Origin of the sequence: Pseudomonas sp. CBS, from assembly GCF_024734645.1 — a bacterium.
Taxonomy (GTDB): Bacteria; Pseudomonadota; Gammaproteobacteria; order Pseudomonadales; family Pseudomonadaceae; genus Aquipseudomonas.
Map to the genome: position 1 here is coordinate 1 of NZ_CP102929.1, position 17392 is coordinate 17392.

General features: G+C 62.6%; 11 protein-coding genes and 3 pseudogenes. 4 read left to right on the forward strand and 10 right to left on the reverse strand.

Annotation, left to right across the window (positions count from 1 at the left end; all coding sequences use genetic code 11):
• Window positions 1–62 precede the first annotated feature (62 nt).
• From NVB75_RS00005 to NVB75_RS00015, 3 pseudogenes are all read left to right on the forward strand, one after another.
• Window positions 63–323, forward strand: a pseudogene (locus NVB75_RS00005) (carbohydrate ABC transporter substrate-binding protein); the annotation flags it as partial.
• 203 nt (window positions 324–526) lie between these two features.
• A pseudogene (locus NVB75_RS00010) lies at window positions 527–787 on the forward strand (carbohydrate ABC transporter substrate-binding protein); the annotation flags it as partial.
• A gap of 206 nt (window positions 788–993) precedes the next feature.
• A pseudogene (locus tag NVB75_RS00015) lies at window positions 994–1251 on the forward strand (carbohydrate ABC transporter substrate-binding protein); the annotation flags it as partial.
• Between the two features lie 141 nt (window positions 1252–1392).
• Here NVB75_RS00015 and NVB75_RS00020 read toward each other — a convergent pair.
• From NVB75_RS00020 to NVB75_RS00050, 7 genes are all read right to left on the reverse strand, one after another.
• Entirely contained in the window at window positions 1393–3033 is a 1641-nt protein-coding gene (locus NVB75_RS00020; protein WP_258345214.1) for a BatD family protein, read from the reverse strand.
• Complete coding sequence (locus NVB75_RS00025) at window positions 3030–4772, reverse strand: tetratricopeptide repeat protein (RefSeq protein ID WP_258345216.1); 1743 nt, start codon at window positions 4770–4772, stop codon at window positions 3030–3032. The genes NVB75_RS00020 and NVB75_RS00025 overlap by 4 nt, the downstream gene beginning before the upstream one ends.
• Entirely contained in the window at window positions 4769–5857 is a 1089-nt protein-coding gene (locus tag NVB75_RS00030; RefSeq protein ID WP_258345217.1) for a VWA domain-containing protein, read from the reverse strand. Before NVB75_RS00030 ends, NVB75_RS00025 begins: the two co-directional genes overlap by 4 nt.
• Window positions 5850–6344: a DUF4381 domain-containing protein gene (locus tag NVB75_RS00035; protein WP_003218539.1), complete on the reverse strand. Its 495-nt coding sequence runs from the start codon at window positions 6342–6344 to the stop codon at window positions 5850–5852. The genes NVB75_RS00030 and NVB75_RS00035 overlap by 8 nt, the downstream gene beginning before the upstream one ends.
• Complete coding sequence (locus NVB75_RS00040; RefSeq protein ID WP_003218540.1) at window positions 6341–7273, reverse strand: DUF58 domain-containing protein; 933 nt, start codon at window positions 7271–7273, stop codon at window positions 6341–6343. Before NVB75_RS00040 ends, NVB75_RS00035 begins: the two co-directional genes overlap by 4 nt.
• Before the next feature lie 5 nt (window positions 7274–7278).
• On the reverse strand, window positions 7279–8238 hold the full coding sequence (locus tag NVB75_RS00045) for a MoxR family ATPase (RefSeq protein ID WP_003218556.1): 960 nt from the start codon (window positions 8236–8238) through the stop codon (window positions 7279–7281).
• Between the two features lie 310 nt (window positions 8239–8548).
• Window positions 8549–8905: a hypothetical protein gene (locus NVB75_RS00050; protein WP_258345222.1), complete on the reverse strand. Its 357-nt coding sequence runs from the start codon at window positions 8903–8905 to the stop codon at window positions 8549–8551.
• Window positions 8906–9386: 481 nt separating this feature from the next.
• On the opposite strand from NVB75_RS00050, the gene NVB75_RS00055 reads away from it, so the two are divergent.
• Entirely contained in the window at window positions 9387–14246 is a 4860-nt protein-coding gene (locus NVB75_RS00055) for an NAD-glutamate dehydrogenase (protein WP_258345223.1), read from the forward strand.
• A 172-nt stretch (window positions 14247–14418) separates the two neighbouring features.
• On the opposite strand, the gene NVB75_RS00060 is transcribed toward NVB75_RS00055, so the two are convergent.
• The 3 genes from NVB75_RS00060 to NVB75_RS00070 form a co-directional block, all read right to left on the reverse strand.
• Window positions 14419–15102 (reverse strand): GntR family transcriptional regulator, encoded by a 684-nt coding sequence (locus NVB75_RS00060; RefSeq protein ID WP_258345224.1) that lies wholly within the window; start codon window positions 15100–15102, stop codon window positions 14419–14421.
• Window positions 15103–15119: 17 nt separating this feature from the next.
• Window positions 15120–15824, reverse strand: a complete 705-nt coding sequence (locus tag NVB75_RS00065; protein WP_003212959.1) for a FadR/GntR family transcriptional regulator — start codon at window positions 15822–15824, stop codon at window positions 15120–15122.
• Window positions 15825–15969: 145 nt separating this feature from the next.
• Window positions 15970–17280, reverse strand: coding sequence for a C4-dicarboxylate transporter DctA (locus NVB75_RS00070; protein ID WP_258345226.1), 1311 nt, complete (start codon window positions 17278–17280; stop codon window positions 15970–15972).
• Window positions 17281–17392: the final 112 nt, after the last annotated feature.

Here is a 17392-nt window from a genome sequence, read left to right on the forward strand (position 1 = left end):
GTTTCAGACAATCCAGCGCCTGATCAGCCGAGGTTCGGGCCATCTCGATGAGGTGCACGGTAATTTCGGAAGCGGCCAGCGGAGAGCGGACCCCGCAACAGGCGCTGGATGGCTTGGCCAAGGATCAGGACGCGATCATGACGCGCCTGGAACGCTCCAAGGTGCAGCCGATTTGCGGACCGAAAATGAACGAAGAGCGGGACGCGCAGTACTGGTTCGACCAGCCGGGTGCGCCGAAGCCTAAGTTGGCGAATGAGAAGCCACAGGGCGAAACCGTCAGCTATAACGAGTTGCTGAAGTCGTGGGAGGCGGCGCGCAAGTAACCCAGGCGCAGCAGATCAAAAATGTGGGAGCGGGCTTGCTCGCGAAGGCGGTAGATCAGTCAGCAGCTATGTGACTGACAGACCGCTTTCGCGAGCAAGCCCGCTCCCACATTGGGTTTGCGGTGTTTTCGAATTTAGTGTGGTTTCAGACAATCCAGCGCCTGATCAGCCGAGGTTCGGGCCATCTCGATGAGGTGCACGGTATTTCGGAAGCGGCCAGCGGAGAGCGGACCCCGCAACAGGCGCTGGACGGGTTGGCCAAGGATCAGGACGCGATCATGACGCGCCTGGAACGCTCCAAGGTGCAGCCGATTTGCGGGCCGAAAATGAACGAAGAGCGGAACGCGCAGTACTGGTTCGACCAGCCGGGTGCGCCGAAGCCTAAGTTGGCGAATGAGAAGCCACAGGGTGAGACGTTTAGCTATAACGAGTTGCTGAAGTCGTGGGAGGCGGCGCGCAAGTAACCCAGATGCAGCAGATCAGAAATGTGGGAGCGGGCTTGCTCGCGAAGGCGGTAGATCAGTCAGCAGCTATGTGACTGACAGACCGCTTTCGCGAGCAAGCCCGCTCCCACATTGGGTTTGCGGTGTTTTCGAATTTAGTGTGGTTTCAGACAATCCAGCGCCTGATCAGCCAAGGTTCGGGCCATCTCGATGAGGTGCACGGTTTTTCTGAAGCGGCCAGCGGAGAGAAGACGCCGCAGCAGGCGCTGGACGGGTTGGCCAAGGATCAGGACGCGATCATGACGCGCCTGGAGCGCTCCAAGGTGCAGCCGATTTGCGGGCCGAAAATGAACGAAGAGCGGGACGCGCAGTACTGGTTCGACCAGCCGGGTGCGCCGAAGCCTAAGTTGGCGAATGAGAAGCCACAGGGCGAAACCGTCAGCTATAACGAGTTGCTGAAGTCGTGGGAGGCGGCGCGCAAGTAACCCAGACGCAGCAGATCAAAAATGTGGGAGCGGGCTTGCTCGCGAAGGCGGTAGATCAGTCAGCAGATATGTGACTGACAGACCGCTTTCGCGAGCAAGCCCGCTCCCACATTTGCTTCGTGGTGTTTCTGCAAAGGGGGGCTACTTGGGATACAGCGGCGGCAAGCTGGTGCTGTCCCCCGCAGGATCCTGCTCGCGCTCCGCCATCGGAATCGCCTTCACCGCCCGCCACAATTCCTCACCCTGCCAATACTGCCCACTCTCGCTGTACAGCGCGCCGTTCAACCCATCCAGCGCATCCGACAGCGGCACAAACCGCGCGGCCATGTCCGCCAGGGTTTCCGGCTGCTGCCGCGCCCAGGCATCCAGTGCCTGGCGCGTGGCCTGCGGGTCATTGGCCTGGCTCGCCCGCTTGAGGTCGTCCAGCAAGGTGCGCGGGCTCGGGCCGGTTTGCGCGGCGCGCAGGATTGCCGGCTGCCAGCGCGCACGCCACCACAACCCGAAGCCCAGCAGGGTGGTGCAGGCCAGGATCAGGCTGGTCAGTTGCCAGATCCACAGGCTGTCATTGTCCGGCGCGGTGATCACGGTCGGGCTGGCCGGCGTGTCGACGATCAGGCTCGGGTTGGTCGCCACTTGCAGGGTGCGCGCCGGCAGGCTGGTGCGTTCCAGGTGGTCTTCGTGGGTGTTCCACCACACCACTTCCACCGCGGGCAGTTCGAGTGCGCCGACACGGTTGGGCACCAGGGCTTCGCGGTCTTCACGGCTGCCGATCAGGCCACGGTCGTTGTTCTGGTTGCTCAGCACCGGCTGGTCGGGGTAGCGGCGCAGGCCGGGGATGTCGCTCAGCGCCAGCGGCGGCAGTTGCGCGCCGGCCAGGCCTTCGGCTTTCAAGGTGAGGCTGCGGGTCAGGGAGTCGCCGACCTGTACGTGATCGGGCTCGGGGTTCCAGCTTTCCGTGAGAGTCAGGCTGCGTGCCGGCAGCCAGGGAGCGTCGGCCGGGTACATTGCCGGTTTGGCCTTGACGGTCAGCGACAACTCCGGCGAGCTGACGTGGATCAGTTTGCCGGGCTTGGAGCCTTGGGGGTTGTTGTCCTGGGCGGGCCGTGGCTCCACCAGGGTGGCGCTGAATGTCTGCGCCGGAATGGTCAACGTGCCGCTGTGCTGCGGGTAGATCGCATAGCGGGTTTCGATCACGCCATGGCGTATGCCATTGATGACTTTTTCGTAGGTGCGCGACTCGCCCAATTGTTCGATGCGCGTATCGGCAACCTGCAACGGCGTGAGGCTGCTGTCGTCGTACAGCGACACCGAGTGGTAGACACGCACGGTGAGCAACGCCTGGGCCTGGACGTAGACACTGTCCTGGTCGAGGTTGGTTTCGATGAATACCGGGGCCAGTTGGGCCTCGGTGTTCTGGCTGACGGTCTCCACCACTTGCAGGGTGATCGGCTGGGTCTTGAGTTCGCCGATCTGCAACGGCGGAATCACCACGGTGCCGTTCTGCCTGGGCAGCAGGGTGATGATCCAGCGGGTGGTGGCGTGGTTATCGCCACCCAATGTAGTGAGCTGGTTGATCTGGCGGGTGCCGCTGACTTCAAACAGCGGGTCCAGGGGCGCCAGGTCCGGCTTGCCGAACAGCGTGACATCGTTGGACTCCACCGTCAGTTCCACCGTCTCCCCGGAATTGATGCGGCTGCGGTCGACACTGGCCACCAGGCCGGCTGCCTGGGCCTGGCTGGCCCACAACGCGAGGGTGAGAAGAAGGGCGGTGCAGCGGTTCATCGAGTCTTGTCCTGATGTTGTTGCTGTTCGTACCAGAATTTGCGTCGCAGCAGCTCGCCGGGGTTGTCCGGGATCTGCCGCAGCCATTGTTCCAGGGCCTGGCGCTGTTCGCCTTCAATGTTGCCGTTTGCGGGGCGCAGGGGCGGGGTGGTGGTTTGCTCATCACCCAACTCGCTGCCGGGGACCTCGTTGCTGCCGGCGTGGGGCGTGGCCCCGGTTTGCGTGTCGGTCGCGCCGGGCTGGCCCTGGCCTTGGGACGTCTGCTCGCCACCGGTGGCGGTCTGGCTGCTGGCGCCCGGTTGCGCAGTCTGGCCGGGTTGCGTGGTTTCGTCATCCTCGTTTTTTGCCGGTTTGGCCGGCTCGGTTTTTTCCGGTTCCTGCTGCATCAGGCTTTCCACCAGCGCTTTGTTCTTCAGCGCCGGCTGCAAGTCGGGCTGGGCTTCGAGGGCTTGTTCGTAGGCGTCGATCGCCGCTTCCAGCTCGCCGCTTTTGGCCAGGGCATTGCCCCGATTGTAGTGGGAATAGGCGTCGTTGCCCTCGGCAAACCGTTTGGCGGCTTCGGCATAGTTGCCCGCTTCATACAGCGCGACGCCTTGCCATTGAGGGTCTTCGAAATGTTCGGCCGCTTCGGCCGGGCGTTTTTTCTTCAGCAGCAGTTGGCCCTGTTGGTCGGGGCGCAACCACAGGTCCTGGAAGTCGAAGGCATAGCTGGGCTGCGGCGCGCCCAACAGCAGCAACGGCAAGAAGAACAGCCAGCCACGGCGCCCGGCGCAGGCGGCCAGCAGCAATAGCGGCAAGAGCAGCCAGTAACCCTGGTCGGCCCAGGTGTCGAGGTGCAGCAGTTGGCCGTCATTGCGCAGGCTTTGCGGGCCGTCCAGCATCCCGAGGTGGCGCAGGTCCTTGTCGTCCAGGCGTGCCTGGCGGTAGAGGCCGCCCATTTCGCTGGCGAAGGCCTTGAGGGTCGGGCTGTCGAGACGCGGTACGAGGATTGCGCCTTGGGCGTCCTTGAGGAATTCGCCGCTTTCCTGGGTCACCGGCGTGCCTTCACGGCTGCCGATGCCGAGGATCGACAAGCTCGGCGCCTGGTTGCTTTGCAACTGCAGGCGGATGCCCTGGCGCTCCTGCTTGGACAGGGAAGAGCCGATCAGCAGCAGTCGGCCCTGGCCGAGGCCGCCATGCTTGAGCAGGCTCAGGGCTTTTTCCACCGCCAGGTCTGCGCGGTGGCCGGGCTCGGGCATGATCGAGGGGCGCAGGGCTTCCAGCAGGTTATGGCTGGTGGCCAGGTCGTCGGACAGCGGCACCAGCGTGTGCGCGCTGCCGGCGTAGACCACGATGGCGGTCTGCGCATCGCTGCGGGCCTGAAGCAAGTCGAACAGCTTGCGCCGCGCCTGTTCGAGGCGGCTGGGCGGGCTGTCGGTGGCGAGCATTTCCGGGGTCAACTCCAGCAACACCACCAGCGGGTCGGCAGGTTTCTGGCTGGGCTGCTCGACGCGCTGCCAGCTCGGGCCAAGCAACGCCAGCACGGCCAGCAGCCAGGCGATGCCGAGCACCACCCATGGCGACTTGCTTTCGCGGCCACTGCCGCCGCTGAGCAACGCGGCATGGAACGCCGGCGGCAGAATCATCTGCCAGCGCCCGGCGCGTTTCTGGCGGTGCCACAACTGCCACAGCAGCCAGCCGAGCAGCGGCAACAGCAACAGCCACCAGGGGCGGAACCAGTGCGGCCACAAGGCGATCATCGACGCCTCCGCAAACGCAGGCGTTTGAGGCGCTCGCGCCATTCAGGATTGGGTTGCAGGAAACGGCCCTTGCTCGAGAGTTTGTTGAGCAGCCGTTGCAGGGCGTTATCCGGCCAGCGCTCCTGGATCACCAGCAGCATGCTGAGGACCAGCGCCAACGCCAGCGGCGCGCTGTACAGCGCTTGCGCAGGGCGCGCCTGAGTCGGTTGCTGGGCCACGGGCTCAAGCTGGTCGAGGGTTTCCTTGACCTTCAACAGTTCGTTGCCGTCGCGGGCGCGGAAGTAGCGGCCGCCGGTGGCATCGGCGATGGCCTTGAGGGCCGGTTCGTCAAGATCCAGGCTCGGGTTGACGCCGAGGACGCCCAGGGACCCGGTTTCCTCGGGGTCTGCGCCGATGCCGATCGGATAGATTTTCACGCCTTCTTCGGCGGCCAGGCGGGCGGCGGTCAGCGGGTCGATTTCGCCGGCATTGTTGGCGCCGTCGGTAACCAGAATCAGCACCCGGCTTTGGGCCGGACGCTGGCGCAGGCGCTTGAGGGCCAGGCCGATGGCGTCGCCAATCGCGGTGTTTTTACCGGCGATGCCGATTCGTGCTTCGTCCAGCCAGGTGCGCACGGTGCGTCGGTCAAAGGTCAGCGGCGCTTGCAGATAAGCCTGGCTGCCGAACAGGATCAATCCCACTCGGTCACCCTCGCGGCCCTCCAGGAAATCCCCCAGCAGGTGCTTGACCAGGCTCAGGCGGCTGACGTCCTCGTCCTGCCATTGCATATCGGGGAAGTCCATCGAGCCAGAAACGTCCACGGCCACCAGCAAGTCGCGGCCGCTGGCTGCAATCGGCAAGGGCTCGCCGAGCCATTCCGGGCGCGCGGCGGCGGTTAACAGCAGCAGCCACAGGAACACGAACGGCGCTTGCTGGCGCCATCCCGGCAGGTTGACCCGCGCACGGCGACGGGCCAAGCCTTCGAGGTCGCTGAGGAAGCTGACCTTCAGCGCCGGTTCGCCACTGTCGGCCGCCGGCAGGATGAGGCGCAGCAACCAGGGCAATGGCAACAGGGCAAAGATCCACGGCCAGGCGAACTCAAACATGTTTGCGAATCCAGGTGTCGACGGCTTGGGTCAGCCCGGCGATGGCCTTGTCGTCGAGTTTGCATTCGGGCTTGTAGGCACCTTCCACCAGCACCATCCAACGGGTCAGGCCAGCGGCGGGGCAGCGGTTGTCGAGGAACGCCAGCCATTTGCGGCCGTTGAGGGTGTGGCTCTGGCTGTAGGGGTAGTCATTGCGGCACAGGCGTTTGAGCAGGCCGTTGAGTTGTTGCAGCCAGGCACCGGCCGGCGCGCCGTCGTAGGGTTTGGGCATCAGGGCCAGTTCGGCGAGGGCGGCGATGCGCAGCGGGTCCAGGGGTTGCTCGGCACGGGCCAGCGGGCGCTTGGCCGGCAGGAAGCGGCGCAGCCACCAGAGGCCCCAACCCGCCAGCGGGATGATCAGCAGCAACAGCCACCAGCCCGGCGCCGGCGGCCAGAAGCCGATCACCGGCGGGGCGATCAGGGGTTGCAGTTGGTCGAGGCTGCTCATTGCTTTTTAACCGGGCGTTGCGGGTTCAGGTATTCGCGCAGTTGCTCGACCATTTCACCCTGGGTACTCAAGGGCATCAACAGCACCCGCAGCTTTTGCGCGAGCAATTCCCAGCGTGCGCTGCGGGCTTCGGCCTGGGCCTTGTAGGCCTGGCGCAGATCAAAATTCAGGGTGTCCAGTTCCAGCTGGGCGCCACGTTCCGCGAAGCGAAGCAGGCCGGCAGCGGGCAGGGCGTGGTCCAGCGGGTCGGAAACCGGCAACAGCAGCAGGTCGCAATGCCGCGACAACAGGCTCAGCTGTTGCTCGGCGCCTTCGGTCAGGGCGCGCTCGTCGCAGATTACAATCACCAGACTGCCTGGGCGTAGCACTTCCCGGGCACGGCGCAAGGCCATGCCGAGGGCGTCGGCTTCCGGGCGGCGCTCGGTGTTGAGGCTCTGGTTGACCCGTACCAGACGGTTGAGCAGTTGCAGCAGGCTTTGCTTACTGCGCCGGGGTTTGATTTCGTAGTGCTCGCTGTCACCGAACACCAGCCCGCCGACCCGGTCATTGTGGCCCAGTGCCGCCCAGCCAATCAGGCTCGCCGCCTGGGCCGCCAGCACCGACTTGAACATCTGCCCCGAGCCGAAGAACAAGCGGCAGCTTTGCTCCACCATGATGAAGATCGGCCGTTCGCGTTCTTCATGGAACAGCTTGGTGTGGGGCTCCTGAGTACGTGCGGTGACGCGCCAGTCGATGGTGCGTACGTCGTCGCCGGCCTGGTAGACCCGCACCTGATCGAAGTCGACCCCGCGCCCGCGCAGTTTCGAGTGGTGCAGGCCGATCAGCGGGCTACGCTGGCTCGGCGTGGAAAACAACTGCACTTCTCGGACGCGATGGCGCATCTCGATCAATTCGCTCAAGGTGACACGGGTTCCATCGCCAGCGTTCATGGGCGTCAAGCGACGGCAACGACGTCGAGAATGCGTTGCACCACGCGGTCCTGGTCGATACCGGCCGCTTCAGCTTCGAACGACAGAATGATCCGGTGACGCAGCACGTCGAACAGCACCGCCTGAATGTCTTCCGGGCTGACGAAATCGCGACCGGCCAGCCAGGCGTGGGCCCGGGCGCAGCGGTCCAGGGCAATCGAGCCGCGCGGGCTGGCGCCATAGGCAATCCACTCGGCCATTTCCGGGTCGAACTTGGCCGGGGTACGGGTGGCCATGACCAGTTGCACCAGGTATTCCTCCACCGCGTCGGCCATGTACAGGCCAAGGATTTCCTTGCGCGCGGCGAAAATCGCCTGCTGGCTGACCCGACGCTCGGGCTTGGTCTCGCCGTTTAGCGCTTCGCCACGGGCTTGCTGCAGGATGCGGCGCTCGACAGCGGCGTCCGGGAAGCCGATTTTCACGTGCATCAGGAACCGGTCGAGCTGGGCTTCAGGCAGCGGGTAGGTGCCTTCCTGCTCGATGGGGTTTTGCGTGGCCATCACCAGGAACAACGGCGACAACTCGTAAGTGCTGCGCCCCACGCTGACCTGGCGCTCGGCCATGGCTTCGAGCAATGCCGACTGCACCTTGGCCGGGGCCCGATTGATTTCGTCCGCCAGCACCAGGTTGTGGAAGATCGGGCCTTGCTGGAACACGAAACTGCCGGTTTCCGGGCGATAGATCTCGGTGCCGGTGATGTCGGCGGGCAGCAGGTCGGGTGTGAACTGGATGCGATGGAACTGTGCCTCGATCCCTTCGGCAAGCTCCTTGATAGCCTTGGTCTTGGCCAGGCCGGGAGCGCCTTCAACCAGCATATGGCCATCGGCGAGCAGGGCAATGAGCAAGCGCTCGATGAGTTTTTCCTGGCCGAGAATCTGCGTTGAAAGAAAGGTTCGCAGCGCAAGCAGCGCTTCACGATGTTCCATCGATGACGGTTCCTGGAGGGGTGAGACTGGGCATTGCGAAAAATGCCAGGCCTGGGGGCGTTACTTTAATGCATCGGAGGGGGTGGAGACTAACGGCGCGGGGGGTATTTTTTGGCAAATGTGGGAAATTTCTGAGGTTTTTGCCGACGGGTACCCTCCTTTGTGGCGAGGGAGCTTGCTCCCGCTGGGCTGCGCAGCAGCCCCAATAAGGCTGCCCAGTTTTTCCAGGCAGAACGCAGTTGGCTGGATTGGGGCCGCTTCGCAGCCCAGCGGGAGCAAGCTCCCTCGCCACATTGTGCGGGTTTGGCAGCTAGGCCCGGATATAGGTCCCGGTGCCCTTGAGAATGTTCTGCAGGGTTTCCTCCACTTCGGCCAGGTCCGACTCGGCGGTGCCGTGGCTGATTTCCAGATGATCGCTGCCGCCCAACGCATCTGCATCCGCTGCGCCAATCTCCACCACCAGCGTCGTAGTACTCAGGGTGATCTTCAGCCCGTCCAGGGTCGACGGCTCGTAATCCCAGGTGATCTCCACTTCGTCCTCATCCGGATAACGGGTCACCATGAACATCTCGCCCTTGTCGCCGTGGCAGCAGAGCATGGCCATGTTGTCTTCTTCGTCATCGCACGGGTTGACGATCAGGTGGGCGGTGGTGAGTTGCAATGGCATGGTTAATCCTGTCTGGGGGAGGGCGAAGCAGGGCAATTGTGCCATTGCGGCGAATTTTGTGCTGCATCGTGTGTCAGACCTTGTGGTATGACCTGACGGGCTATATCAGTCATTTCCGGTACTCGGCGCCTCGGGATTTCTCCGAAAACACTCGGTTGCCCAAGTCGCAACCCGTCAGCAGCGTGCCGATGACCGAATATGTCGCAGCGTCGCAAGCAGCCTGCTTCCTACACTCGTTAAGCTGCGCAACGGATGCGGCTCTCGTTCCAAGCCTGCCAGGAGTCTGACCTGCCCGTCGTACCGTCACCTGGCAAGGTACGCATCCTATGGAAGTTGAATGTGACCTCATTGTCTTGTCCAGCTTCACCCACCTGTCACTCTGAATTCGTTACTGTAGACCGCGAACAGAGCTGACGGTCTCCCCGCAAGGGGATAACACGCGACGCTTCCATCAATAACAAGCCCAAGCGGAGTACCACAGATGGCGTTCTTCACCGCAGCCAGCAAAGCCGACTTCCAGCATCAACTGCAAGCGGCACTGGCGCAGCACATCAGTGAACAGGCACTGCCACAAGTGGCGCTGTTCGCTGAACAATTTTTCGGCATTATTTCCCTGGATGAACTGACCCAGCGTCGCTTGTCCGACCTGGCCGGTTGCACCCTGTCTGCCTGGCGCCTGCTTGAGCGCTTTGATCACAACCAACCGCAAGTGCGGGTCTACAACCCCGATTACGAACGTCATGGCTGGCAATCGACCCACACCGCGGTCGAAGTGCTGCACCACGACCTGCCATTCCTGGTGGACTCGGTACGCACCGAGCTGAACCGTCGTGGCTACAGCATCCATACCCTGCAAACCACCGTGCTCAGCGTGCGTCGTGGCAAGAAGGGCGAGTTGCTGGAAATCCTGCCGAAAGGCACCCAGGGCGAAGACGTTCAGCAAGAATCGCTGATGTACTTGGAAATCGACCGTTGCGCCAACGCCGCCGAGCTGAGTGTCCTGAGCAAGGAACTTGAGCAGGTACTGGGCGAAGTGCGCGTTGCAGTCGCCGATTTCGAACCGATGAAAGCCAAGGTCCAGGAGCTGCTGGCCGGTATCGACGCCAGCTCGTACGTGATCGACGGCGAAGAAAAAGCCGAGATCAAGAGCTTCCTGGAATGGCTGGTGGGCAACCACTTCACCTTCCTCGGCTATGAAGAGTTTGTGGTACGTGACGAGGCGGATGGCGGTCATATCGAATATGACACCCACTCGTTCCTCGGTCTGACCAAGCTGCTGCGCCCGGGCCTGACGGCCGATGACCTGCGCATCGAAGACTACGCAGTGAACTACCTGCGCGAGCCGGCTGTGCTGTCGTTCGCCAAGGCTGCTCACCCAAGCCGCGTACACCGCCCGGCCTACCCGGACTACGTGTCGATCCGCCAGATCGATGCCGACGGCAAGGTCGTCAAGGAATGCCGCTTCATGGGCCTCTACACCTCCTCGGTGTACGGCGAAAGCGTGCGAGTGATTCCTTACATCCGTCGCAAGGTTGCGGAAATCGAACGTCGTTCGGGCTTCCAGGCCAAGGCGCACTTGGGCAAGGAACTGGCCCAGGTGGTCGAGGTGCTGCCCCGTGATGATCTGTTCCAGACCCCGGTGGACGAGCTGTTCAGCACCGTGATGTCGATCGTGCAGATCCAGGAACGCAACAAGATCCGCGTGTTCCTGCGCAAAGACCCGTACGGTCGCTTCTGCTACTGCCTGGCCTATGTGCCGCGGGACATCTATTCCACCGAGGTGCGCCAGAAGATCCAGCAAGTCCTGATGGACCGCCTGAAAGCCTCGGACTGCGAGTTCTGGACTTTCTTCTCCGAGTCCGTACTGGCTCGCGTCCAGCTGATCCTGCGGGTAGACCCGAAGAACCGCCTGGACATCGACCCGCTGCAACTGGAAAAAGAAGTGGTGCAGGCCTGCCGCAGCTGGCAGGACGACTACTCCAGCCTGGTGGTGGAAAGCTTCGGCGAAGCCCACGGCACCAACGTGCTGGCGGATTTCCCGAAAGGCTTCCCGGCCGGCTACCGTGAGCGTTTCGCGGCGCATTCGGCCGTGGTCGACATGCAACACTTGCTCAGCCTCACCGAAGCCAACCCGCTGGTGATGAGCTTCTACCAGCCATTGGGCCAGGTTTCCGGTCAGCGCGAGTTGCACTGCAAGCTGTATCACGCCGACACCCCACTGGCACTGTCCGACGTACTGCCGATCCTGGAAAACCTCGGCCTGCGTGTACTGGGTGAATTCCCGTACCGCCTGCGTCATGCCAATGGCCGCGAGTTCTGGATTCACGATTTCGCGTTCACCGCCGCTGAAGGCCTGAACCTCGATATCCAGCAGCTCAACGACACCCTGCAGGACGCGTTCGTGCACATCGTCAATGGCGATGCCGAGAACGATGCGTTCAACCGCCTGGTACTGACCGCCGGCCTGCCATGGCGCGATGTCGCGCTGCTGCGTGCCTACGCCCGTTACCTGAAGCAGATTCGCCTGGGCTTCGACCTGGGATACATCGCCAGCACCCTGAACAACCACACCGACATCGCCCGCGAGTTGACCCGGTTGTTCAAGACTCGCTTCTACCTGGCGCGCAAGCTCACCGCCGAAGACCTGGAAGACAAGCAGCAACGCTTGGAACAAGCGATCCTCACGGCCCTGGACGACGTTCAGGTGCTCAACGAAGACCGTATCCTGCGTCGCTACCTGGACCTGATCAAGGCTACCTTGCGGACCAACTTCTACCAGGCGGATGCCAACGGTCAGAACAAGTCGTACTTCAGCTTCAAGTTCAACCCGCACGCCATTCCAGAATTGCCGAAGCCGGTGCCGAAGTTTGAAATCTTCGTCTACTCGCCACGGGTTGAAGGCGTGCACCTGCGCTTTGGTAACGTCGCTCGCGGCGGCCTGCGTTGGTCTGACCGTGAAGAAGACTTCCGCACTGAAGTATTGGGCCTGGTAAAAGCCCAGCAAGTGAAGAACTCGGTGATCGTGCCGGTGGGCGCCAAGGGCGGTTTCCTGCCGCGTCGTCTGCCATTGGGCGGCAGCCGGGACGAGATCGCGGCCGAGGGCATCGCCTGCTACCGCATCTTCATTTCCGGCCTGTTGGACATTACCGACAACCTGAAAGACGGCGCCCTGGTGCCACCGTTGAACGTGGTACGCCACGACAACGATGACCCGTACCTGGTAGTAGCAGCGGACAAGGGCACTGCGACCTTCTCCGACATCGCCAACGGCATCGCCATCGATTACGGCTTCTGGCTGGGTGACGCGTTCGCTTCCGGCGGTTCTGCCGGTTACGACCACAAGAAAATGGGCATCACCGCCAAGGGTGCCTGGGTGGGTGTGCAGCGTCACTTCCGTGAGCGCGGCATCAACGTCCAGCAAGACAGCATCACTGTGGTGGGCGTGGGCGACATGGCCGGCGACGTGTTCGGCAACGGCCTGTTGATGTCCGACAAGCTGCAACTGGTCGCGGCCTTCAACCACCTGCACATCTTCATCGATCCAAACCCGAACCCGGCCAACAGTTTCGCTGAACGTCAGCGCCTGTTCGACCTGCCGCGCTCGGCCTGGACCGACTACGACACCAGCATCATGTCGGAAGGTGGCGGTATCTTCTCGCGCAGCGCGAAGAGCATTGCCATCTCGCCGCAGATGAAAGAACGCTTCGACATCCAGGCCGACAAGCTGACCCCGACCGAACTGCTGAACGCCTTGCTCAAGGCGCCGGTGGACCTGTTGTGGAATGGCGGTATCGGTACTTACGTCAAGGCCAGCACCGAAAGCCACGCCGATGTGGGCGACAAGGCCAACGACGCCCTGCGCGTCAACGGCAACGAGTTGCGCTGCAAGGTAGTGGGCGAGGGCGGTAACCTCGGCATGACCCAATTGGGTCGTGTGGAATTCGGCCTCAATGGCGGCGGTTCCAACACCGACTTCATCGACAACGCCGGTGGTGTGGATTGCTCCGACCACGAAGTGAACATCAAGATCCTGCTCAACGAAGTGGTGCAGGCCGGCGACATGACCGACAAGCAGCGCAACCAGTTGCTGGCGAGCATGACCGACGAAGTCGGCAGCCTGGTGTTGGGCAACAACTACAAGCAAACCCAGGCCCTGTCCCTGGCTGCCCGCAAAGCCTTCGAGCGAGCGGCCGAGTACAAGCGCCTGATGAGCGACCTGGAAAGCCGTGGCAAGCTGGACCGCGCCATCGAGTACCTGCCTTCGGAAGATCAACTGACCGAGCGTGCCGCCACCGGCAAGGGCCTGACCCGTCCGGAGCTGTCGGTACTGATCTCCTACAGCAAGATCGACCTCAAGGAAGCGTTGCTCAAGTCTCTGGTACCGGATGACGACTACCTGACCCGCGACATGGAGACCGCGTTCCCGCCGAGCCTGGTGGCGAAGTTCTCCGAAGCCATGCGTCGCCATCGTCTGAAGCGCGAGATCGTCAGCACCCAGATCGCCAACGACCTGGTCAACCACATGGGCATCACCTTTGTTCAGCGGTTGAAAGAGTCCACCGGCATGAGCCCGGCGAACGTGGCCGGTGCTTACGTGATCGTGCGTGACATCTTCCACCTCCCGCACTGGTTCCGTCAGATCGAAGCCCTGGACCACCAGGTTTCGGCTGAAGTGCAACTGGCGTTGATGGACGAACTGATGCGCCTGGGCCGCCGTGCTACACGCTGGTTCCTGCGCAGCCGGCGCAACGAGCAGGATGCTGCCCGTGACGTCGCGCACTTCGGTCCGCACCTGGCGGCGTTGGGCCTCAAGCTCGACGAACTGCTGGAAGGTCCGACCCGCGAAGGCTGGCAGAACCGTTACCAAGCCTATGTCGAAGCCGGTGTGCCAGAGTTGTTGGCGCGCATGGTGGCAGGCACTACCCACCTGTACACCTTGCTGCCGATCATCGAAGCCGCTGACGTGACTGGTCAGAGCGCTGCGGACGTGGCCAAGGCGTACTTCGCCGTGGGCAGCGCCCTGGACTTGCCGTGGTACCTGCAGCAGATCAGCGATCTGCCGGTGGGCAACAACTGGCAGGCCCAGGCCCGCGAAGCCTTCCGCGACGACGTGGACTGGCAGCAACGGGCGATCACCATCAAGGTTCTGCAAATGGCCGATGCGCCAGAAGACATGGAAGCCCGCGTGGCGCTATGGCTTGAGCAGAACGCCAGCATGGTGGAGCGCTGGCGCGCGATGATGGTGGAGATTCGTGCTGCGGTCGGTACGGACTACGCCATGTACGCGGTAGCCAACCGTGAGTTACTGGACCTGGCGATGAGCGGCCAGTCGGTGCTGTAACGGGTCTGACTGAGCGTTAAAACAAAAAGCCCGGTATCGAAAGATGCCGGGCTTTTTTGTGTGCGCCATTTACAGGGTTGGCTCTGCGTAGCAGCTGTCGAGCCTTGGCGAGGCTGCGTTTGCGGTGTATCAGACACACCGCCGACGCAGCCTCGCCAAGGCTCGACAGCTGCTACGTGATAAGGAGCTTGGCTTCCAGATGGTCCAGATGTTGAGTCATTAAGGCTACGGCTTTGCCGGCATCGCCTTGCTCCACCGCCTCCACAATCGCCATGTGTTCCTGCCATGCGCAATACGTGCAAGCCTTGGCCTCAAACTGCGCAATCGCCAATGAGGTGAGCGGCACCAGGCTGTTGAGAAATTGTGCCAGCGGCGCGTTGCCCGCAATTGCCGCCAATTGCAGGTGAAATTCTCCGGAAAGGCGAATCGCCGGGCCACGTTCGTCACGCTCGATGCAGTCGCGCTCCCGTGCGATCAACTCCCGCAGTTGGCGGATCTGCGCCGGTTTCGCCTGGGCACACGCCAACTGCACCACGGTGATTTCCGTCAGGCGTCGCGCCTCGAGAATCTGCTGGGTCTGTTGTGCATCCGGTGCCGCCACCTGGGCCCGATGGTTGGGCCGCAGGATGATCACTTGCTGGTGCGACAGCCGCGCCAGCACTCGGCGAATCACGCTGCGGCTGACGCCAAAACTTTGCCCGAGGCTCTCCTCGGTAAAACGGCTGGCGGGGGCGATGCGTTGCTCGAGAATGGCGTCGAACAACGCCGGGTAGATGTCGTCCACCGAGAGTTTCGGCTTGCCTACCAGGCGCAACGGCGTAAAGGGGAAAGGGGTGTGCAGGGCGTGAGCGGTCATGCGCGGTCTCCTGGAAGTCAGCTACCCAGATGGTCATCCGGGATGTTCAAGCGAATGCCCATGCGCAAGCCTTCCTGCAGGATATGCCGGCGCATTTCGGCGCTGGCGAGGGCGCTGTTTTTGTTGCGGATCGCGCGCACCACGGCGTCGTTTTCCTGCAAGCGTTCCGCCAGGTGTTCGGGGGAGTTGCGCAGCACCTGGGCGCTTTGCTTGAGGGCGTTGCTGGTCTGTTGCACCACGTTCTGGAAGATCGGGTTGGAGGTCAGGGCGAACAGTTCTTCGTGGAACGCGATGTAGGCGTTCATCCCGGCTTCGCTGTCGCCGGCGTCGAGGGCTTCGCGCATGTCCATCAGGGTCAGGCGCAGTTGCCCGACTTCCTTGCTGCTGATGGATTGCGCCACTAAACCTACGATAAACGGCTCGAGGGTGTAGCGCAGTTGCAGGATGTCTTCGAGGCTGGCGTCGGCCACGCCGCTGTCCTGGGCCTGGGATTCGCTGAGGGTGGTTTCCAGCACCACCACGCCCTTGCCGGGCATGGAACGTACCAGGCCGAGGGTTTCCAGTACGATCACCGCTTCGCGCAGGCTTGGGCGGCTGATGCCCATTTGCTCGGCCAGTTCACGCTGGCCGGGCAGCATCTCGCCGCGCCGCCACTGACCCCTCGCCAGGGCGGCGCGCAGTTTTTCTACCACTGAATTGACGACGGTTGACGAGGTGATCACGTGTGGCTCCCTTTAAATTGGACTGTCTGCTTTGTGTGGCGAGGGAGCTTGCTCCCGCTGGGGCGCGAAGCGGCCCCAAAAAATGGGCCTGCTGCGCAGTCCAGCGGGAGCAAGCTCCCTCGCCACAGGGGATGAGTCAGTCTCATCAGAACTCTTGGTGGGCGGGCACTACCGGCTTCTTGGCCTGGAAGGCATACCCTTGTTGCCCGTCCAGCACCTTGTTGGCGCGCTGGATATCGATGTCTTTTTCCCAGCGGGCGATGGCCACGGTGGCGACGCAGTTGCCGATCAGGTTGGTCAGCGCCCGGCCAATGCCCATGAACCAGTCCACCGCCAACACCAGCACCAGGCCCACCACGGGAATGGCCGGGATTGCGGTCAGTGTCGCCGCCAGAATCACCAGTGCCGAGCCCGGAATCCCGTGGGCGCCCTTGGAGGTGATCAGCGACACCAGCAGGATGGTCAGCAGGTCGGTCATCGACAGCGGCGTGCCGGTGGCGTTGGCGATAAACACGATGGCCAGGGTCAGGTAGATCGAGAAACCGTCGAGGTTGAACGAGTACCCCGTCGGAATCACCAGGCCCACGGTGGAGCTGCCAATCCCGAGGTGCTCCAGTTTACGCATGATCTGGGGCAACACTGCATCGGAGGAGGCGGTGCCCATCACGATCAACAGTTCTTCCCGCAGGTACTTGAGCAGCGGCATCATCCGCAGGCCCGACAGGCGCATCACCAGGCCGAGAATCACCGCGACGAACAGGAAGCAGGTGAGGTAGAACAGGCCCACCAGGCTGCCCAGGTGTTGCAGGGAGTCCAGGCCATAAGTACTGGTGGTGAAGGCGATGGCGCCGAACACGCCGATGGGGGCGAGGCGCACGATCATGCCCATGATGCGGAAGATCACGTGGCTCAGCTCGTTGATCAATCGCGAGATACCGGAGGCGGCTTCGCCCACCAGGTTCAGCGCGCTGCCAAATAACACCGAGAACAACAGCACTTGCAGCACGTTGTTGTCCGCGAAGGCGCCGATCACCGAGTTGGGGATCAGGTCCATCAGGAACTGGCTGGTGCCCTTGATGTGCTGGCCTTTGTCGGCCAGCTCATTCAAGCCGGCAGACGACAGTTGTTCCAGGTGAATATTGGCGCCGGTGCCGATCCCGGTGCTGAAGGCCATGATCAGGCCGATCACCAGGGCCACGGTGGTCAGTGCTTCGAAGTAGATCACCGACTTGAGGCCGATGCGTCCGACTTTCTTCAAGTCGCCGGCGCCGGAAATACCGCTGACCACCACGCAGAATACGATCAGGCCAATCAGCATTTTGATCAGCTTGATAAAGCCGTCACCCAGAGGTTTGAGTTGCGAGGAGAATTCGGGGAGGGCGAGGCCGCAGATTATGCCGATCACCAGGCCAATCACGACTTGCAGGAAAATCGAACGCGAGCACCATCTGAGCATGGGGAGGATCTCTATTCGGTGCCCTGGTGGGTCCAGGGCTTAATTGTTGTGGTCTGACCGGTATGTCCAGTGCGGGGCCAGTCTACGCTCGGATTTTTTCAAGTCGCAAGTA